The organism is Streptomyces flaveolus, assembly GCF_000716535.1.
Classification (GTDB): Bacteria; Actinomycetota; Actinomycetes; order Streptomycetales; family Streptomycetaceae; genus Streptomyces; species Streptomyces flaveolus_A.
In genome coordinates this window covers 73292-90410 of record NZ_JNWV01000028.1, presented here as the reverse complement: position 1 = coordinate 90410, position 17119 = coordinate 73292, and the positions used below count along the sequence as shown (strand labels likewise).

The window sequence follows — 17119 nt, the reverse complement described above, 5'->3', positions numbered from 1 at the left end:
GCCCGGCCGCCCGGGCCGCCGCCTTCGGTGACGGCCTGGGCGAGGTCCTCGGTCACCGACCGGCCCGCGTCCCCGACGGCAGGCGGAGTCTGCGGAACTCCAGGGACTCGTACGGCTCCCGGACGCCGGTCTCGTAGAGGACGCCGATCGTGTCGGGGGCGAGCTGGACCAGGTCGGAGTAGGCGGCCCGGTGGTCGGAGAGGGTGAGCAGCCTGCGGAAGGTGCGGCCGGCGTCCGTGCTCGCCCAGAGGGCCAGGGCACGGCGGGCGGTCGGCACGGAGGGCGCGGAGAACAACAGGGGCGCGCCCGGGCCGCGCGGCTGGAGGACGCTGCCCTGGACCACCGGGACGGCGTTCAGGGCCGGCTGGACGGCGTAGGGGCGGTCCAGGGTCCGGCCGCCGTCGCCGGAGTAGGTGTCGAGGCGGTTGCCCGGGGCGCTGCCCTTCTGGTCGCGGGAGCTGAAGTAGACGCGGCCGTCGGGGAGTTGGGCGGCGCTGGTCTCGTTGGCGTTGGTCACGCCGTCGTAGCCCTCGTCCACGAACCCCAGGTGCCAGGTGCGGCCGGAGTCGTCGCTGTAGAGGGCGTGTCCGCCGTAGTACTTGGCCTCCTGGCCGGTGTCCCGGGAGCCGGCCGGCGGGGCCGCGGAGAGGTTGGCGGGGATCAGCAGGCGGCCGGGGGGCCCTCCTGCGGGGGAGTGCGGGCCGCGGGTGAGGGCGACGGCGTGGCCGGGGCCGGTGGCGTACCAGCGCCAGTCGGGCCGGGCCACCTGGGCCGTGATGTCCCGGGGGGCGGTGAAGTGGCGGCCGTCGTCCCGGCTGCGCTGCACGAAGACCCGGCGGCCCTGTCGCGGGGTGACCTCGCCGCGCATGATCTGCGCCTCCGTCACGGTGCCGCCGTTGGCGCAGCTGACCAGGACGACCGCGCCGGTGCGCGGGTCGACCACGGGTGCCGGGTTGCCGCGGGTGTGGCCCCGCCCGGCGGCCACCACGGTCAGCGGGCCCCAGGTGCAGCCGCCGTCGGTGGAGCGGCGCAGCACGACGTCGATGTCCCCGGTGTCCCCCGCGCCGTCGCGCCGGCCCTCGGCGAAGGCCAGGACGGTGCCCGGCCCGGTCCTCACCACGGCCGGGACGCGGTAGACGGCGTACCCGCCCCGCCCCGACACGTACGGCACCGAGGAGGCGCAGTCGGCGGGCGCCGTGTGGGCGCGCGCCGTGTGGGCGGGCAGCCCGGCGGTGAGCGTGGTGAGGAGCGCCAGGCTGGTGAGGAGGGAGCGGCTGCGCGGGGTCACGCCCTGATGCTCCCCACAATCACCGGGGCGGTCTTACTCCGTCCGGGTGGTCGGGACGGGTTCCCGGACGGGTGCCGGCGCGGGTGGTCAGGACGGGGTCCGGGCGGCGGCCAGCAGCCGGGTGACGTCGTCGGCGCAGATGGTGAGGGCCGCGCCGACGGTGGCGAGGGCGTCGCGTTCGGCGGTGGTGTAGGGACCGTCGGCGAGGGCGATGCGGGCGGCCTGGAGCAGCAGGGACTCGCGTCCGGCCGGGGCCAGGTGCGGGGCGAGCGGGTCCAGGGCCTCGTGCAGCTCTATGGTCAGCCCGGCCCCGCAGGGCTGCTCGAAGTACCGGCCGGTGTCGGCGGCGAGGGCGTCGACCAGGGCGGCGAGCTGGTCCTCGGTGCACTCGGCGAAGCCGGCCGCGCGGACCGTGGCGGCGGCCGTCTCCAGGGCCGCACGCGAACTGGTGCCGCCCGCGGCGAGCACGGCGAGGACGACGGTGTGCACGGCGTCGCGGAGCATCGCGGAGAACCGGCGGGTGGTGGGGTGGTCCAGCACCTCGGTGCCGAAGTGGTGCCCGCAGGCCGCGCACTCCACGACCGGGCCCGCCGTCCCGCGCGGCAGCACGGGGACGCCGAGGAGGGTGAGCCGGCGTCGTCCGGTGAGCCGCTGGTAGTTGCGGTCGCCGCCGCAGCCGGGGCAGAAGAACTCGCCGTCTCCCACGGGTGTCCATGCGGTGCGGGTGCCCAGGATGCGCACAGCCCTGGCGGCACGGCCGTCTCGTCCCCGTACTGGCAGCACGTCGCACCTCCGTAACCGCACGGCAACATCGCCGCGCTGGCGTGATGTTAGCCACATCACCGAGGTGGAGTCAGTACCCCGTAAGAGACCTTTCTGTGACCTGAGGGGCGCGGTGGCCGATAAACGACGGCGCCCTGGCCGCCGTGTCCAGCGGTCAGGGCGCCGAAAGGGCCGGTCGGACGGGGTCTATCGGGTCGCGCGGTTCACCGCGGAGACGACCGCCTTCAGCGACGCACGCGTCGTGTTCGCGTCGATGCCGATGCCCCACAGGACCTTGTCGTCGATCGCGCACTCGATGTAGGAGGCGGCCTGCGCGGAGGCGCCCTCGCTCATCGTGTGCTCCTGGTAGTCCAGCAGGCGTACGTCGATGCCGATGGACTGCAGGGCGTCGAAGAAGGCCGAGATCGGACCGTTGCCGGAGCCGGTCAGGACCCGGTCCTCGCCGTCGACGGTGGCCTCGACGGTGAGGGTGTCCACGCCGTCGGTGTCGGTGGTCGACTGGCCGGTCCTGACCTGGATGCGGCCCCACGGGTTCTCGGGGTTCGGCAGGTACTCGTCCTGGAAGACCGCCCAGATCTCCTTCGGCGTGATCTCGCCGCCCTCGGCGTCGGTCTTCGCCTGGATGATCTTCGAGAACTCGATCTGCATCCGGCGCGGCAGGTCGAGCTTGTGGTCGTTCTTCAGGACGTAGGAGACACCGCCCTTGCCGGACTGCGAGTTGACGCGGATCACGGCCTCGTAGGAGCGGCCGACGTCCTTCGGGTCGATCGGCAGGTACGGCACCGCCCACTCGATGTCGTCCACGGTGACCCCGCGAGCCGCCGCGTCGGCCTCCATGGCGTCGAAGCCCTTCTTGATGGCGTCCTGGTGGGAGCCGGAGAAGGACGTGTAGACCAGGTCGCCCACGTACGGGTGGCGCGGGTGGACCTCCATCTGGTTGCAGTACTCCCACGTACGACGGATCTCGTCGATGTCGGAGAAGTCGATCTGCGGGTCGACGCCCTGCGAGAACAGGTTCATGCCCAGGGTGACCAGGTCGACGTTGCCGGTGCGCTCGCCCTGCCCGAACAGGCAGCCCTCGACGCGGTCGGCGCCGGCCATCAGCGCCAGCTCGGCGGCGGCCACGGCCGTGCCGCGGTCGTTGTGCGGGTGGACGGACAGGCAGACGTACTCGCGGCGGGAGAGGTTGCGGTGCATCCACTCGAAGCGGTCCGCGTGCGTGGACGGCGTCGAACGCTCCACGGTGGCGGGCAGGTTGAGGATGATCTCGCGGCCCGGGCCCGGCTGGTAGACGTCCATGACCGCCTCGCAGACCTCCAGCGCGAAGTCCAGCTCGGTGTCGGTGAAGATCTCCGGCGAGTACTGGTAGCCGAACTCGGTCTCCGGGCCCAGCAGCTTCTCGGCGTACTCCATCACCAGGCGGGTGCCGTCGACGGCGATCTGCTTGATGTCGTCCTTGGAGCCGCGGAAGACGACGCGGCGGAAGACCGGGGCGGTGGCGTTGTACAGGTGGACGGTGGCGCGGCGGGCGCCCTTCAGTGACTCCACGGTCCGCTCGATCAGGTCCTCGCGGGCCTGGGTGAGGACGGAGATCGTCACGTCCTCGGGGATCGCGCCCTCTTCCTCGATGATCGAGCGTACGAAGTCGAAGTCGGTCTGGCCGGAGGCGGGGAAGCCGACCTCGATCTCCTTGTAGCCCATCTTGACCAGCTGGTCGAACATGCGGCGCTTGCGCTCGGGCGACATCGGGTCGATCAGGGCCTGGTTGCCGTCGCGCAGGTCCGTGGAGAGCCAGCGGGGGGCGACGGTGACACGCTGGTCCGGCCAGGTGCGGTCCGGGATGTCGACCTGCTCGTAGCGGCCGTACTTGTGGATCGGCATGGGGCTGGGCTGCTGGCGGTTGGCCATGATGGCGTGGGCTCCTCAGGATGTCCGGATATCCGAGTGGACGGCCGACGACGCAACGCCAAGCTCCGCGGGGAGGGAGTCGGCCTCGACTACAGGCCCTCGCCGCGGCAGCTAAGAAGAAGCAGCCAGAAACGCATGATGTTCCGCAGCCTAGCCGAGCCGTTCCGGGCGCGCGGGCCTGTCCCAGTATGCGGGACCGCACGGCAAAAAGGGACAAAAAGTGCGCTGCACCACATCGTCGTACCACACCGTCACGAAGCGTCGCGTTCCCTGTCCTGGTATTTCACCAATCATGGTGGCAGGTAGTGACACCGGCGTCACACAGTGCGATCGTGCGGAACATGACGACCAACGGGGGCTTCCAGCCCGTCTTCTGCACGATCGTGCCGCCGCACGTCCTCGACAGGCTCGCCCGCAACGAGGACCCCGCGCTCTCCGGCCCGGCCCGCCGGTCCCTGGAGCACGACGCCTACCAGCGCACCAAGCGCCGCCTGACCACGGTGATCGGTGCCGCCTCCGTCGCCCCGCCCTCGGGTGCCGCCGCCGACCAGCCGCACCGCACCATCTACGACGCCGGGCACACTCAGGACCTGCCCGGCACCAAGGTCCGCGAGGAGGGCTCCGAGCCCGGCTCCGACGCCACGGTCAACCGCGCCTACGCGGGCCTCGGCGCCACCTTCGAGCTGTACCTCGGGGTCTACGGCCGGCACTCCATCGACGACAACGGGATGCCGCTCGACGCCACCGTGCACTTCGGCGAGAACTACGACAACGCCTTCTGGAACGGCGAGCAGATGGTGTTCGGCGACGGCGACAACGAGATCTTCCTCGACTTCACCATCCCGGTCGACGTCATCGGGCACGAGCTGACCCACGGCGTCACCCAGCACACCGCGAACCTGGAGTACTACGGCCAGTCGGGCGCCCTGAACGAGTCGGTGTCGGACGTCTTCGGTTCGCTGATCAAGCAGTACACCCTCCGCCAGACCGCCGCCGAGGCCGACTGGCTGATCGGCGCCGGGCTCCTCGCACCGCGCGTCACCGGCACCGCCCTGCGCTCGATGAAGGCCCCGGGCACGGCGTACGACGACGACGTCCTCGGCAAGGACCCGCAGCCGGCGAAGATGGAGGACTACGTCCGCACCGGCCGCGACAACGGCGGGGTGCACATCAACTCCGGCATCCCCAACCACGCCTTCTACCTGGCCGCCACCGCCCTCGGCGGCTACGCCTGGGAGAAGGCCGGGCAGATCTGGTACGACGTGCTGACCGGCGGCGAGCTGAAGGAGGACGCCCTCTTCGCCGACTTCGCCACGCTGACGGTGAAGGCGGCCCGGGAGCGGTACGGCGCCGGGGACGAGCTCCAGGCCGTGCAGAAGGCGTGGGAACAGGTCGGGGTGCGGACGCTGTAGTTCCGTACTACACAGAGAGCCATGCGTATTCGAGTGCGGCGCACGGGCGGTTTCGCGGGCATCGAGCGCCGGGCCGAGGTGGACACCTCGGGCCGGCCCGACGCCCAGGAGTGGCAGTCCCTGGCCGAACGCGCCCTCGCGTCCGGCCGGGACACCCCTCCGGCGGGCGTCCCGGACGGCTTCAGCTACGAGATCACGGTGGACGGCCGCACGGTGTACGCGGCGGATCCCCGGCTGACCGAGGCCCAGCGGGAACTGGTCTCCCGGGTGCTGAAGGAGGGCGCGTAACGGCCGCCCCGCGCACGGGCGTTGACTTCCGTTACCGCCGGTACGGATGATCCGGCCATGGCGACTGACGCAGGCACGGCGATCCCCCCGTTCCCGCCCGGCTTCCTGTGGGGCGTGTCGACCTCCGCCCACCAGATCGAGGGCGCGGCCGAGGAGCGGGAGCCGTCCGTCTGGGACGTGTTCACGGCCGGGCCCGGGCGGGTGAAGGACGGCTCGACGGCGGCGGTGGCCTGCGACCACTACCACCGCTACCGGGAGGACGTGGCCCTCCTCGCCGGTCTCGGTGTGGACGCCTACCGCTTCTCGGTCTCCTGGCCCCGGGTGAACTCCCCCGGCGGCCTGGACTTCTACGACCGCCTGGTGGACGAGCTGTGCGCGGCCGGCGTACGGCCGGTCCCGACCCTCTTCCACTGGGATCTGCCGGCGGACCTGGACTGGCTGGACCGGGACACGGCGGCCCGGTTCGCCGACCACGTGTCGGTGGTCGCGGACCGGCTCGGCGACCGGGTGCGCGACTGGATCACCCTCAACGAGCCCGCCGAGCACACCCTCCTGGGACACGCGATCGGCGCCCACGCCCCCGGCCGGCGACTCCTCTTCGACGCCCTCCCGGTCGCCCACCACCAGCTCCTCGCGCACGGCCTCGCGGTACGGGCGCTGCGCGCGTCCGGCGCCACGGACATCGGCATCGCCAACTCCCACGGCCCGACCTGGCCCGCCTCACGGGAGCGGGCGGACCTGGAGGCGGCCGGCTTCTACGACCTCCTGCTGAACCGGCTGTTCGCCGAGCCGGTCATCCTGGGCGCGTACCCCGAGGGCATGGACGCCCTGATGCCGGGGGACGTCGGGGCCGACCTCGAGGTGATCGCCGAGCCGGTCGACTGGTACGGCGTCAACTACTACGCCCCGACCCGGGTGGGCGCCCCGCAGGGCACCGACACCGAGTTCGGCGGCCTGACGATGCCCGCCGAACTGCCCTTCTCCGTGCGGGAGATCGAGGGCCGGCCGGTCACCGACTTCGGCTGGCCGGTCGTACCGGAGGGGCTGACGGAACTGCTCACCGATTTCCGTGAGCGCTACGGGGACCGGCTCCCGCCCGTCGTCATCACGGAGAACGGCTGCTCGTACGAGGGCGTCGACGACCAGGACCGCATCGCCTACCTGGACGCCCACATCCGGGCCCTGCACCGGGCGATCGGGGCCGGGGTCGACGTGCGCGGCTATTTCGTGTGGTCACTGATGGACAACTTCGAGTGGGCCGAGGGCTACGCCCGCCGGTTCGGCCTGGTGCACGTCGACTTCGAGACGCTGGAGCGCACGCCCAAGGCCTCCTACCGCTGGTTCCGGGAGCTGCTGCGGGCCCAGCGCATGCCCTCATAGGGCTCCGGCGTCCCGCGCGGCCCACAGGGTCGGGAAGTAGGGCCTGTACCCCAGTTCGCGGCGGATGCGGTCGGTGGAGGCGATGCCGTACCAGGGGTCGGGGTCGGGTCCGTCCGCCGGCGGTTCCTCGCCGAGGAGCTGGTGGATCTCCAGAGCGGTGACCGGGGCGTCGTCGGCGATGTTGTAGACGCGGCCGTCGGCGCCTGGGGCGTGCAGCAGGCGGAGCAGGCCCTGGGCGGTGTCGGCGACGTGCACCAGGTGGTGCCGTTTGGTGGCCGGCTGGGTCGCGGTCCAGCGGGTGATGCCCGGCAGGTGCGGGTCGCCCTCGCCGTAGACGAAGCCGAGGCGGCCGATCCGGACGTCCAGCCCGTCCAGCGCCAGCAGCCCCTGCTCGGCCTCCCGTTTGGACTCGGGGTACGTCATCCACATCGGGCCGCCGGGCACGGTGGGGTCGTCCTCGACGTGCGGCCGGCCGCGTCCGGCGCCGTACACCAGGATGGTGCTGGTCTGCACGAACCGCCGTACCCCGGAGGCGAGGGCCGCCCGGCCCAGCTCCAGCGCGGCGTCCCGGTTGACGGCCCGCATCTCCTCGTCGGTCACGCCCCGGAAGGAGGCCGCGATGTTCACGACGGCGTCCGCTCCGGTGAGCGCCTTGCCGAGGACGTCGGTGTCGCGCAGGTCGCCGACGACGACCTCGGCGCCGCGCTCGGCGAGGGCGGCGGCGCGGGCCTCGTCGCGGACGATCACCCGCACCCGCTCGCCGGGCCGGGCCTGGGCGAGCAGGCGGGGGACGAATCCACGGCCCACCTGTCCGGTGGCTCCGGTGACCAGGGTCAGCATGTGGTGCTCCTTCTCGGTCGCATCTCGTTCGGTGCGCCCAGCCTCGGCCGCGGGTGGCGCCGACGGGAGAGACCTCTCGATCGGGGGATCGGCAGTCCCTGGATAAGTCGGCCGGTCTGCCGCAGCCTGGAGGGGTGAACCGAGCCGAACTCGCCGACTTCCTGCGCCGTGGCCGCGCCCGTCTGGAACCGTCCGACGTGGGCCTGGCGCCCGGCGCCCGCCGCCGCACCCCCGGACTGCGCCGGGAGGAGGTGGCGGCGCTGGCCGGGATGTCGGCCGACTACTACACGCGGCTGGAGCAGTCCCGCGGCCCGCGCCCGTCCCGGCAGATGCTCACGGCGCTGGCGCGGGCGCTGCGGCTGACCGACGACGAACGGGACCACCTGTTCCACCTGGTGGGCGAGGAGCCGCCGCGCCGGGACGCGGCCTCGGCGCACGTCCGGCCCGGGCTGCTGCTGGTCCTGGACCGGCTGTACGACTCACCGGCGCAGGTGGTCACGGACTTCGGGGCGGTACTGGCGCAGAACGCGCTGGCCAAGGCGCTGGTCGGGGACGCGCTCGCCCGCCCGCCACACGAGCGGAACCTCACCCGCCGGTTCTTCCTGGATCCCACCGCCCGCGCGCTCTTCCCGCCGGAGGACCTCCCGGCACACGCCCGGGACCACGTGGCCAACCTCCGCGCGGTGGCCGCGGCCCGCCCCGACGACCCCGAGCCGGCGGCTCTGGTGGCCGAACTCCGCGCGCAGAGCGAGGAGTTCGCCCGGCTCTGGGAGCAGCACGAGGTGTCCCTGCGCCGCCCGGGCACCAAGCGCTTCCTGCACCCGGTGGTGGGCCTGCTGGAACTGGACTGCGAGGTCCTGCTGAGCCACCACAGCCACCATCACCTCATCATCCACACGGCCCGCCCCGGCACCGAGTCACACGAGAAGCTTCAGCTGCTGCGGGTGGTGGGGACGCAGGACATGACACCCACCGAAGCCATCGGTTAGAACCCCAGCTTGCGAAGCTGCTTGGGGTCCCGTTGCCAGTCCTTGGCCACCTTCACGTGCAGGTCCAGGCTGAATCGATGTGCGGCTGCCGCCGCGCGGCCGGCGTACCCGGGCAGGACCTCGACGAGCTCGCGGGACCCGATGCCACACCCCGGGGGCGTCAGAGCGCAGCCCCAGGAGGCGCATCCCCGCCGAGCAGGACGAGCAGGCGGCAACCGGGCTCAGAACCCCAGCTTGCGAAGCTGCTTGGGGTCCCGTTGCCAGTCCTTGGCCACCTTCACGTGCAGGTCCAGGAAGACGGGCGTCCCCAGCAGTGCCTCGATGTGCTTGCGGGACTTGATGCCGACCTCCTTCAGGCGCTTGCCCTTGGGGCCGATGATGATGCCCTTCTGACTGGGGCGCTCGATGTAGACGTTGGCGTGGATGTCCAGCAGCGGACGGTCGGCGGGCCGGTCCTCGCGCGGCAGCATCTCCTCCACGACCACCGCGATCGAGTGCGGCAGCTCGTCCCGGACGCCCTCCAGCGCGGCCTCCCGGATCAGCTCGGCCACCATCACCTGCTCGGGCTCGTCCGTCAGGTCGCCCTCGGGGTAGAGGGCGGGCCCCTCCGGCAGCAGCGGGATCAGCAGGTCGGCCAGGAGGTCCACCTGCTTGGACCCGACCGCCGACACCGGCACGATCTCCGCCCACTCGATGCCCAGCTCCTTGCCGAGCTGGTCGATGGCGATGAGCTGCTCGGCGAGGGCCTTGGGGTCGACGAGGTCGGTCTTGGTCACGATGGCGACCTTCGGGGTCTTCTTGATCCCGGCCAGTTCCTTCGCGATGAACCGGTCGCCCGGGCCGATCTTCTGGTCGGCCGGCAGGCAGAAGCCGATCACGTCGACCTCGGCCCAGGTGGTGCGGACCACGTCGTTGAGGCGCTCGCCGAGCAGCGTGCGCGGCTTGTGCAGCCCGGGGGTGTCCACCAGGATGAGCTGGGCTTCGGGCCGGTGCACGATGCCCCGGACCGTGTGCCGGGTCGTCTGGGGCCGGTTGGAGGTGATCGCCACCTTCTGCCCCACCAGAGCGTTCGTGAGGGTGGACTTGCCCGCGTTGGGGCGGCCCACGAAGCAGGCGAAGCCGGCGCGGTGGACGGTCTCGGCCGGCTGCTCGGAAGTCTGGGTACGAACGCTCATGCCGCCCATTCTCCCTGATCCACAGAGCGCCGCCGCACCACGGCCACCGCGCACCCCCGACCGTGAGCTTCCGGAAACCCGCACGCAACGAAACGTCACGGAAACACACCCGTACGCGACCGGAAACGCACACCGGTGACCCTCTGACGCAGCCCCCACCCGTTGGAGACGCCCGTGACCTTCTCCGCAGCCCACGTGAACACCGGCGACACCGCCTGGCTGCTCGCCGCGACCGCCCTCGTCCTGCTCATGACCCCGGGCCTGGCCCTGTTCTACGGCGGCATGGTCCGCACGAAGAGCGTCCTCAACATGCTGATGATGAGCTTCGTGTCGATCGCCCTGGTCACGGTGGTGTGGCTGGCGGCCGGCTACTCCCTCGCCTTCGGCGACGACATCGGCGGCGGGCTGATCGGCGGTCTCCATCAGGCCGGAATGCGCGGGCTCGGCCCGGACAGCGTGCACGGCACGGTCCCGACCGTCCTGTTCGCCACCTTCCAGCTCACCTTCGCGATCGTCACGGCCGCCCTGATCAGCGGCGCGGTCGCCGACCGGACGAAGTTCTCGGCGTGGCTGGTCTTCGTACCGCTCTGGACGCTCCTCGTATACGTTCCCGTGACGCACTGGGTGTGGGGTCCCGGCGGCTGGATCCTCGACCGGCTCGGCGCGCTCGACTTCGCCGGCGGTCTGCCCGTCGAGATCACCTCCGGTGCCTCCGGACTGGCCCTGTGCCTGGTCCTCGGCCCCCGCCTGGGCTTCAAGAAGGACGCCATGCGCCCGCACAACCTGCCCATGGTGGTCCTCGGCGCCGGTCTGCTCTGGTTCGGCTGGTTCGGCTTCAACGCCGGCTCCGCGCTCGGCGCGAACGGCCTGGCCGCCGCCGCGTTCCTCAACACGCTCGCCGCCGGCTGCACCGGCCTGCTCGGCTGGCTCTTCGTCGAGCAGCGGCGCGACGGCCACCCGACGACCCTGGGCGCCGCCTCCGGCGCGGTGGCCGGCCTGGTCGCCATCACCCCGTCCTGCGGCACGGTGTCCCTGCTGGGCGCCCTGGTCGTGGGCCTCGCCGCCGGTGTCGTCTGCTCCTACGCGGTGAGCTGGAAGTTCAAGCTGAACTACGACGACTCCCTGGACGTCGTCGGCGTCCACCTGGTCGGCGGCGTCATCGGCACCCTGCTGATCGGCCTGTTCGCCGAGAAGGCGATGACCGGCGGGGCGGAGGGCCTGTTCTACGGCGGCGGGCTCGCCCCGCTCGGCAAGCAGCTGCTCGCCGTGGTCGTCGTCGCGGTGTACGCCTTCTCGGTGACGTACGGCCTGGGGAAGCTGCTCGACAAGGCGCTGGGCCTGCGGGCGAGCGAGGAGCAGGAGCACACCGGCCTCGACCTTACGGTGCACGCCGAGACCGCATACGATCACGGCGTCCTGGGGCACGGCGCCCCGGTCGGCTCGTCCGTCCTCTCCCCCTCCGCCCAGAAGGTCAAGGCCTAAGGCATGAAGCTCATCACCGCGATCGTCAAGCCGTACCGTCTGGACGAGGTCAAGACCGCCCTTCAGGAGCTGGGGGTGCACGGGCTGACCGTGACCGAGGCGAGCGGCTACGGCCGGCAGCGCGGCCACACCGAGGTGTACCGGGGGGCCGAGTACCGCGTCGACCTGGTGCCGAAGGTGCGCATCGAGGTCGTGGTGGAGGACGCCGCCGCCGACGACGTGATCGACGCGATCGTCAGGGCCGCGCAGACGGGGAAGATCGGGGACGGGAAGGTGTGGGCCGTTCCCGTGGAGACGGTCGTCCGGGTGCGGACCGGCGAGCGCGGGCCCGACGCGCTCTGACCAGCAGCGCCCCGGTCAGCGCACCGGCGGCGAACACCAGCGCAACCGGCAGCCAGGGCAGCGCGAGGAAGGCGGCGCTCGCCGACTCCCGGGTGTCCTGGGCGCTCGCGGTGAGCGTGACGTCCCCCCGGTCGAACTGGGGTGCCCCGCGCCAGGTCTCGGTGAGCCGCACCCGCTGCCCCGGCAGCAGCTCGGCGGGCACCCGGGCCGACCGCCGGTCGAGCAGCGTACGGCCGAACAGCCCACGCGCCGTCAGCTCCACCGTGGGGCTGAGGGTGACGTTCCCGGTGTTGCGCAGGGTGTAGGAGATGGTCGCCGTGCCGGCGCCGAGGCCCGGGACCAGCGGCTGGTGGTGGCTGATCCGCACGTGCTCGACGGAGAGCGCGGGCAGCGCGGGCCCGCCGACCCGCAGGTAGACGCGGGCGCCGACGGCCCGCCGCACCCCGAGCGCGAGGTTCCCGCCGCCGGGGTCGACGTGTTCGTCGAGGGCGACGATGGCGCCCGGATGGTCGCCGGGCTCGGCGCCGTCCGGGACGCGCAGGGTGAAGGGCACGGTGACGGCCCGGTGCGCGGGCACGGTGATCCGGGACTTCGCGGGCCTGGCCCAGGCGCCCACCCCGCGCATCCTCTCCTTCAGCGTCCGCACGGCGAACCCGCCGTCCCGGGCGGTGTTGTAGGCGTCGGCCGCGTACAGCCGGAAGGTGAGCGGCCGGCCGGTCCTGTTCCGGACGGCGACCGTGTCGGTGAGGGTCTGGCCGGGCTCGGCGGAGAGGGTGAAGTAGGGCCGCGCGGCGATCTTGGAGGCGACCGGGTAGACGGACCAGCTGCCGTTGTCGGCGGCGCGGGCGGGCGGGGCCTGCGACGCCGGCAGGAGGCTCAGGAGAAGGCCCGGCAGAAGGCCCAGGAGGAGGACGTACGGCTTGCGCATGGGTGCGGACCCCCATGGACGGGTGAGAGGGGAACGGGCGGGTGCGGACGCCCGCACGCTCACGTGAGCGTCAGCGTGAGCACGCCGGAGTACGCGCCGGGAGGCGTGAACGCCGGTACGTCCAGGGACAGCCCGGCGTCGACGGTGAACTCACCGCCGGTGAGCGTGCCGTTGGGGGTCGACGCCAGGGTCGCCCCCGCGCTGCCCACGGTGCCCGCCGAGCCGGCCTTGCAGGTGCTGGGGCTGCCCGCCTTGGTCACGCAGGCAGGGGTCCAGCTCAGCTTCCCGGCGTCGAGCCTGGCGCCGGGCCCGGTGAAGTCGGTGACCTTGCCGGTCAGGGACCATCCCGCGGGCCCGCCGCGGAAGTCCTTGACGGTCACCGTGTTCAGGCTGCCGGTCGAGGCCCCGCCCCGGCCGAAGTCGACCGCCGACAGGGTGACCGAGTCCCCGGTCTGGGACATGGACAGGGTGCCCGCCTTGACGGTGGTGGTCAGCTTCTGGCTGCCCGCCGGTACGGGCGTGGTGTCGTTGACGACGTAGGCGGCGGGCCCGGCACCCTTGTCCGCGTTCCAGGAGCCGCCCTCGTAGGCCACGATCCCGGTCGTCGTCTTGTCCCTGACGACGAGGGAGCCGCTGAAGGAGGGCTGGGCGTTCGCGGTCACGGTCGCGGTGTCCGCGGTCTGCTTGTCGCCGGCCCGCCCGGCCAGGGTGACGGTGGCGCCCGGCGTGAAGTTCGTCCCGCTGACGGTGACAGCGGCCCCGGGGTCACCGGAGGGGGAACTCAGCGAGACGGCCCGGGTGTTGGCGGGTGTCCCGTCGGTCGCGGTGACGGTCTGCGACACCGGGGCGGGCGGGGTGATGACCGTGCAGGGGGTGTCCAGCTCCAGGATGTAGCTGGTGTGGATGTTGTAGCCGCCGGGCGAGAGGGTGATCTGCCCGGCCTTGGTGACGGTGAACGTGCCGGTCATGGAGAAGGACGGGAAGGCGGCCTTCCCCGGCACCGGCGGGTTCTTCTTCGGCCCGGCGACGGTGACGTCACCGCTCTGCGCGCCGCCGAGCGTCACCTTTCCGGTCGGGGTCATGATGTCGGCCGGCAGGGCCAGGTCGGTGGGGTTGCCGGCGGCGGCCGTGACCACGGTGTAGGTCACGGTGACCGTGTCGCCGACCTTGGGACTGGTCTTGTCCACCGACACGTTCGCGGTGGTGGTGCCGTCGATCGGCGGGATGCCGGCGATGTCCGGCGGAATGCAGTGCGTGGCGAAATCCACGTTCGTGCCCGCGGCGCCGGCCGGACAGGCCAGTGCGCCGCCCGCGGTGACCGTGAGGGCGGTCGCCCCGAGCAGTGACGCCCAGCGCCACCGTCGGGCTCGGGGTGTCGGACCCATGGGCCCCCTCCTGAGGGTTGCGGGCGCAGCGGCTCGGCTGCGCCGACAGGGGGCATTGATGTGGAGCGGGGGTGAGAAGTCAATGGAGACGCCGCAGGAATCTGACGGTCATCAGTTTCTGCGGCGTCCGGAATCAACTGCTCAGTTCAGTCAGTCGAAGACGAACGGTCCGGGCGACTGCTTGGCCGAGGCCGTGCAGGTCACGGTGATGCCGAAGATGACCATCTTCAGCGAGCCGCCGTACGCCTCCGAGGCTGTCACCGGAGGCCACGGTGCCGCTGAGCGGGCCGACGGTGACCGCGGCGCCGCCGGCCATGGCCGGGTTCTTCGTCCCGCTGAAGACGGCGGTGCCGCCGCTCGCCCTGACCATGGTGAGGGTGGAGGCGATCGAGTCCTGGGCGACCGCGACCGGCGTCTTGATCGCGGTGGAGGTGAGGGTGAGGGTGGCCGAGCCGCCGCTCTGGGTGGCGGTGAGCGTGGCCGCGCCACCGCCGAAGATGCCGCAGTTCGCGGTGATGGTCGCCGACTGGGGAGTGACGGCGGCCGCGGTGGGCGGGAAGGCGAGTCCGGTGACCGCGAGGGCCCCGGCAACCAGTGCCGCACCCGTTGCCGTGCGCTTGCCTCTCATGGGGATCCGCTTCCCTTTCGTGGCGGGGAGTGCCGTGGGGACGGCCGACGGACGAGAGGCCTGCGCGGGCGGGTGCGGGCACGCTGCGCGGGAGTGCGGATCTGACGGTCCGTCGGATTCTTACGGGTCCATTGACGCGCGGAGGCAGGACGGCAACAAGGTTGAATTCCGGCCGACCTGCTCTTCGGTCGGCGAGTTCTCAGAGGAGAGTGACGGGCGGGCGGCGCATCGCTCAGCCGGCGAAGACGGTGCCCCGCACGGTGCCGTCGGGCGAGGCCAGGAAGACCGGCGTCCGAGGACCACCCAGGTCGGCGACAGCGGCCCTGTCCTCGTCCGGCACGGAGTCGGCGTCGCTCACCACTGCCGCCGCCTCCAAGGACCGCGCCCCCGAGGCCACCGCCATGGCGACCGCCGTCCGCAACGCGCTCAGCTCCAGCGAAGCCAGCGCGACCGACCCGGCGACATACGTGCGCCCGGTCTCGTCCCGTACGGCCGCCCCCTCGGGCACACCGTTGCGGGCCCGCGCGGAACGGGCCAGGGTGACGATCTTGCGGTCCTCGGGATCAAGCGCGTTGCTCTCGGTCATGCCCCGAGCATACGAAGCCCCGGTGGAGACGTCCGGCACGGGTGCGCTCACGGACGGTCGAGCCGCAGCCGCTCGGCCCGGGGCAGACCGGCGACCACCAGGTCGTACGAGTCCTCGATCAGCTCCCGGACCAGCCGGTCCGGCAGCTCCCCGTCGACCGTCACGGTGTTCCAGTGCCGCTTGTTCATGTGCCAGCCGGGGAGGATGAGCCCCTCGTGCTCGGCCCGCAGCCGGATGGCGTCCTCCGGGTCGCACTTGAGGTTGACCGTCAGGGGCCGCGCGTCCAGGTGCGTCAGGGCGAACATCTTGCCCAGCACCTTGAAGACCGAGATCTCCGGGCTGAACGGGAAGTCCTCCACGGCCGCGTTGAAGGACAGGCAGAAGGCGCGCAGCTCCCGGGGCGTCACTCGGCCTTCTCCTCCTCGACGACGCGCACGGGCACCGGCTCCACCAGCACCGTCACGATCTTGTTCCGGCGGCCGGCCGCGGCCTCGGCCGTCAGCCGCAGGCTGCGCCCGTCGGGCAGTTCGACCTCGGCGGAGGCCCCGGCGATGGGCACCCGGCCGAGCGCCTTGGCGAGGAGCCCGCCGACGGTCTCCACGTCCTCGTCGTCGTACTCCTCCAGGCCGTACAGCTCGCCGAGGTCGGTGATGTCCAGGCGGGCGGTGACCCGGAAGCGGTCGTCGCCTAGGTCCTCCACGGGCGGGATCTCCCGGTCGTACTCGTCGGTGATCTCGCCGACGATCTCCTCCAGGATGTCCTCGATGGTGACGATCCCGGCCGTGCCGCCGTACTCGTCGATGACGACGGCGACGTGGTTGCGTTCCTTCTGCATCTCGCGCAGCAGGTCGCCGGCGTTCTTGGTGTCGGGCACGAACACGGCCGGGCGCATGGCCGTGGACACCAGGTCGCCCTCCGTGTCCCGGCTGATGTGCGTCTTGCGGACCAGGTCCTTCAGGTACACGATCCCGACGATGTCGTCCTCGCTCTCGCCGGTGACCGGGATGCGGGAGAACCCGGAGCGCAGGGCGAGGGTGAGGGCCTGCCGGATGGTCTTGAAGCGCTCGATGGTGACCAGGTCGGTCCGCGGGACCATGACCTCGCGCACCAGCGTGTCGCCCAGCTCGAAGACCGAGTGCACCATCCGGCGCTCGTCGTCCTCGATCAACGACTCCTTCTCGGCGAGGTCGACCAGCGCGCGCAGCTCCGCCTCGGAGGCGAAGGGCCCGCGCCGGAAGCCCTTGCCGGGCGTGAGCGCGTTGCCGATGAGGATCAGCAGGGAGGGGATGGGGCCCATGATCCGGGCCAGCGGCAGCAGCACGTAGGCCGCCGCGGTGGCGGTGTTGAGCGGGTGCTGACGGCCGATGGTGCGCGGGGACACCCCCACGGCGACGTACGACACCAGGACCATGACCCCGATGGCGACCAGCAGGGCCTGCCAGGTGGCGGCGAAGGCCTGGAGGCAGGCGTACGTCACCAGGGCCGCGGCGGCCATCTCGCAGGCCACGCGGACCAGCAGGGCCACGTTCAGATAGCGGGTGGGGTCGGCGGCGATCTGGGCGAGCCGGGCGCCGCCCCGCCGGCCGGACTTCACGGCCTCCTCGGCGCGGAAGCTGGAGACGCGGGCGAGGCCCGCCTCCGCGCAGGCGGCGAGCCAGGCGACGACGACCAGCGCGATCGCGCCGACCACGATCTGCGGAGACAT

The 17119-nt window shown here is 72.1% G+C and carries 16 protein-coding genes and 1 pseudogene; 6 read left to right on the top strand and 11 right to left on the bottom strand.

The window, feature by feature from the left end; genetic code table 11:
* Positions 1-52: 52 nt before the first annotated feature.
* The 3 genes from OO52_RS28790 to leuA all read right to left on the bottom strand — a co-directional run bounded on the left by OO52_RS28790 (position 53) and on the right by leuA (position 3979).
* Positions 53-1288, bottom strand: a complete 1236-nt coding sequence (locus tag OO52_RS28790; protein ID WP_030657070.1) for a sialidase family protein — start codon at positions 1286-1288, stop codon at positions 53-55.
* An 87-nt stretch (positions 1289-1375) separates the two neighbouring features.
* The gene (locus OO52_RS28785; RefSeq protein WP_030657068.1) at positions 1376-2071 is read right to left on the bottom strand and encodes a TerB family tellurite resistance protein; all 696 of its coding nucleotides are present in this window, start codon (positions 2069-2071) and stop codon (positions 1376-1378) included.
* 186 nt (positions 2072-2257) lie between these two features.
* Positions 2258-3979 (bottom strand): 2-isopropylmalate synthase, encoded by a 1722-nt coding sequence (leuA, locus tag OO52_RS28780; RefSeq protein ID WP_030657066.1) that lies wholly within the window; start codon positions 3977-3979, stop codon positions 2258-2260.
* A gap of 341 nt (positions 3980-4320) precedes the next feature.
* On the opposite strand from leuA, the gene OO52_RS28775 reads away from it, so the two are divergent.
* Genes OO52_RS28775 through OO52_RS28765 form a run of 3 tightly spaced genes read left to right on the top strand, consistent with a single transcriptional unit; the run spans position 4321 to position 7059 of the window.
* The gene (locus OO52_RS28775) at positions 4321-5391 is read left to right on the top strand and encodes a M4 family metallopeptidase (protein ID WP_030657064.1); all 1071 of its coding nucleotides are present in this window, start codon (positions 4321-4323) and stop codon (positions 5389-5391) included.
* 21 nt (positions 5392-5412) lie between these two features.
* Positions 5413-5679: a protealysin inhibitor emfourin gene (locus OO52_RS28770; RefSeq protein ID WP_030657061.1), complete on the top strand. Its 267-nt coding sequence runs from the start codon at positions 5413-5415 to the stop codon at positions 5677-5679.
* A gap of 57 nt (positions 5680-5736) precedes the next feature.
* Positions 5737-7059 (top strand): GH1 family beta-glucosidase, encoded by a 1323-nt coding sequence (locus tag OO52_RS28765; protein ID WP_030657059.1) that lies wholly within the window; start codon positions 5737-5739, stop codon positions 7057-7059.
* Here OO52_RS28765 and OO52_RS28760 read toward each other — a convergent pair.
* Positions 7054-7899: an NAD-dependent epimerase/dehydratase family protein gene (locus OO52_RS28760; protein WP_030657057.1), complete on the bottom strand. Its 846-nt coding sequence runs from the start codon at positions 7897-7899 to the stop codon at positions 7054-7056. The genes OO52_RS28765 and OO52_RS28760 overlap by 6 nt on opposite strands.
* A 134-nt stretch (positions 7900-8033) precedes the next feature.
* On the opposite strand from OO52_RS28760, the gene OO52_RS28755 reads away from it, so the two are divergent.
* Positions 8034-8888, top strand: a complete 855-nt coding sequence (locus OO52_RS28755; RefSeq protein ID WP_030657055.1) for a helix-turn-helix transcriptional regulator — start codon at positions 8034-8036, stop codon at positions 8886-8888.
* Positions 8889-9109: 221 nt separating this feature from the next.
* On the opposite strand, the gene era is transcribed toward OO52_RS28755, so the two are convergent.
* Positions 9110-10063 (bottom strand): GTPase Era, encoded by a 954-nt coding sequence (gene era, locus OO52_RS28750; protein WP_030657053.1) that lies wholly within the window; start codon positions 10061-10063, stop codon positions 9110-9112.
* A 174-nt stretch (positions 10064-10237) separates the two neighbouring features.
* Between era and OO52_RS28745 the strand changes: the two genes are divergently transcribed.
* Together OO52_RS28745 and OO52_RS28740 are read left to right on the top strand one after the other, a co-directional pair.
* Complete coding sequence (locus tag OO52_RS28745) at positions 10238-11545, top strand: ammonium transporter (RefSeq protein ID WP_030657051.1); 1308 nt, start codon at positions 10238-10240, stop codon at positions 11543-11545.
* Positions 11546-11548: 3 nt separating this feature from the next.
* Complete coding sequence (locus tag OO52_RS28740; protein ID WP_030657043.1) at positions 11549-11887, top strand: P-II family nitrogen regulator; 339 nt, start codon at positions 11549-11551, stop codon at positions 11885-11887.
* On the opposite strand, the gene OO52_RS28735 is transcribed toward OO52_RS28740, so the two are convergent.
* The 6 genes and pseudogenes from OO52_RS28735 to OO52_RS28710 all read right to left on the bottom strand — a co-directional run bounded on the left by OO52_RS28735 (position 11781) and on the right by OO52_RS28710 (position 17119).
* Positions 11781-12815 (bottom strand): WxL protein peptidoglycan domain-containing protein, encoded by a 1035-nt coding sequence (locus OO52_RS28735; RefSeq protein ID WP_037630887.1) that lies wholly within the window; start codon positions 12813-12815, stop codon positions 11781-11783. The genes OO52_RS28740 and OO52_RS28735 overlap by 107 nt on opposite strands.
* Before the next feature lie 59 nt (positions 12816-12874).
* Positions 12875-14200, bottom strand: coding sequence for a beta-xylosidase (locus OO52_RS28730; protein WP_030657038.1), 1326 nt, complete (start codon positions 14198-14200; stop codon positions 12875-12877).
* Positions 14201-14350: 150 nt separating this feature from the next.
* Positions 14351-14828: pseudogene (locus OO52_RS28725) on the bottom strand (hypothetical protein).
* Between the two features lie 232 nt (positions 14829-15060).
* Positions 15061-15414, bottom strand: a complete 354-nt coding sequence (locus tag OO52_RS28720; protein ID WP_030657037.1) for a cytidine deaminase — start codon at positions 15412-15414, stop codon at positions 15061-15063.
* A gap of 47 nt (positions 15415-15461) precedes the next feature.
* Positions 15462-15821, bottom strand: coding sequence for an MmcQ/YjbR family DNA-binding protein (locus tag OO52_RS28715; protein WP_030657035.1), 360 nt, complete (start codon positions 15819-15821; stop codon positions 15462-15464).
* Complete coding sequence (locus OO52_RS28710; RefSeq protein WP_030657033.1) at positions 15818-17119, bottom strand: hemolysin family protein; 1302 nt, start codon at positions 17117-17119, stop codon at positions 15818-15820. Before OO52_RS28710 ends, OO52_RS28715 begins: the two co-directional genes overlap by 4 nt.

Bases quoted from the DNA above. Each gene is read 5' to 3' on its own strand.
- leuA (WP_030657066.1), bottom strand. From the start codon at position 3,979: ATGGCCAACCGCCAGCAGCCCAGCCCCATGCCGATCCACAAGTACGGC.
- OO52_RS28775 (WP_030657064.1), top strand. From the start codon at position 4,321: ATGACGACCAACGGGGGCTTCCAGCCCGTCTTCTGCACGATCGTGCCG.
- OO52_RS28770 (WP_030657061.1), top strand. From the start codon at position 5,413: ATGCGTATTCGAGTGCGGCGCACGGGCGGTTTCGCGGGCATCGAGCGC.
- OO52_RS28765 (WP_030657059.1), top strand. From the start codon at position 5,737: ATGGCGACTGACGCAGGCACGGCGATCCCCCCGTTCCCGCCCGGCTTC.
- OO52_RS28760 (WP_030657057.1), bottom strand. From the start codon at position 7,899: ATGCTGACCCTGGTCACCGGAGCCACCGGACAGGTGGGCCGTGGATTC.
- era (WP_030657053.1), bottom strand. From the start codon at position 10,063: ATGAGCGTTCGTACCCAGACTTCCGAGCAGCCGGCCGAGACCGTCCAC.
- OO52_RS28740 (WP_030657043.1), top strand. From the start codon at position 11,549: ATGAAGCTCATCACCGCGATCGTCAAGCCGTACCGTCTGGACGAGGTC.
- OO52_RS28735 (WP_037630887.1), bottom strand. From the start codon at position 12,815: ATGCGCAAGCCGTACGTCCTCCTCCTGGGCCTTCTGCCGGGCCTTCTC.
- OO52_RS28730 (WP_030657038.1), bottom strand. From the start codon at position 14,200: ATGGGTCCGACACCCCGAGCCCGACGGTGGCGCTGGGCGTCACTGCTC.
- OO52_RS28720 (WP_030657037.1), bottom strand. From the start codon at position 15,414: ATGACCGAGAGCAACGCGCTTGATCCCGAGGACCGCAAGATCGTCACC.
- OO52_RS28710 (WP_030657033.1), bottom strand. From the start codon at position 17,119: ATGTCTCCGCAGATCGTGGTCGGCGCGATCGCGCTGGTCGTCGTCGCC.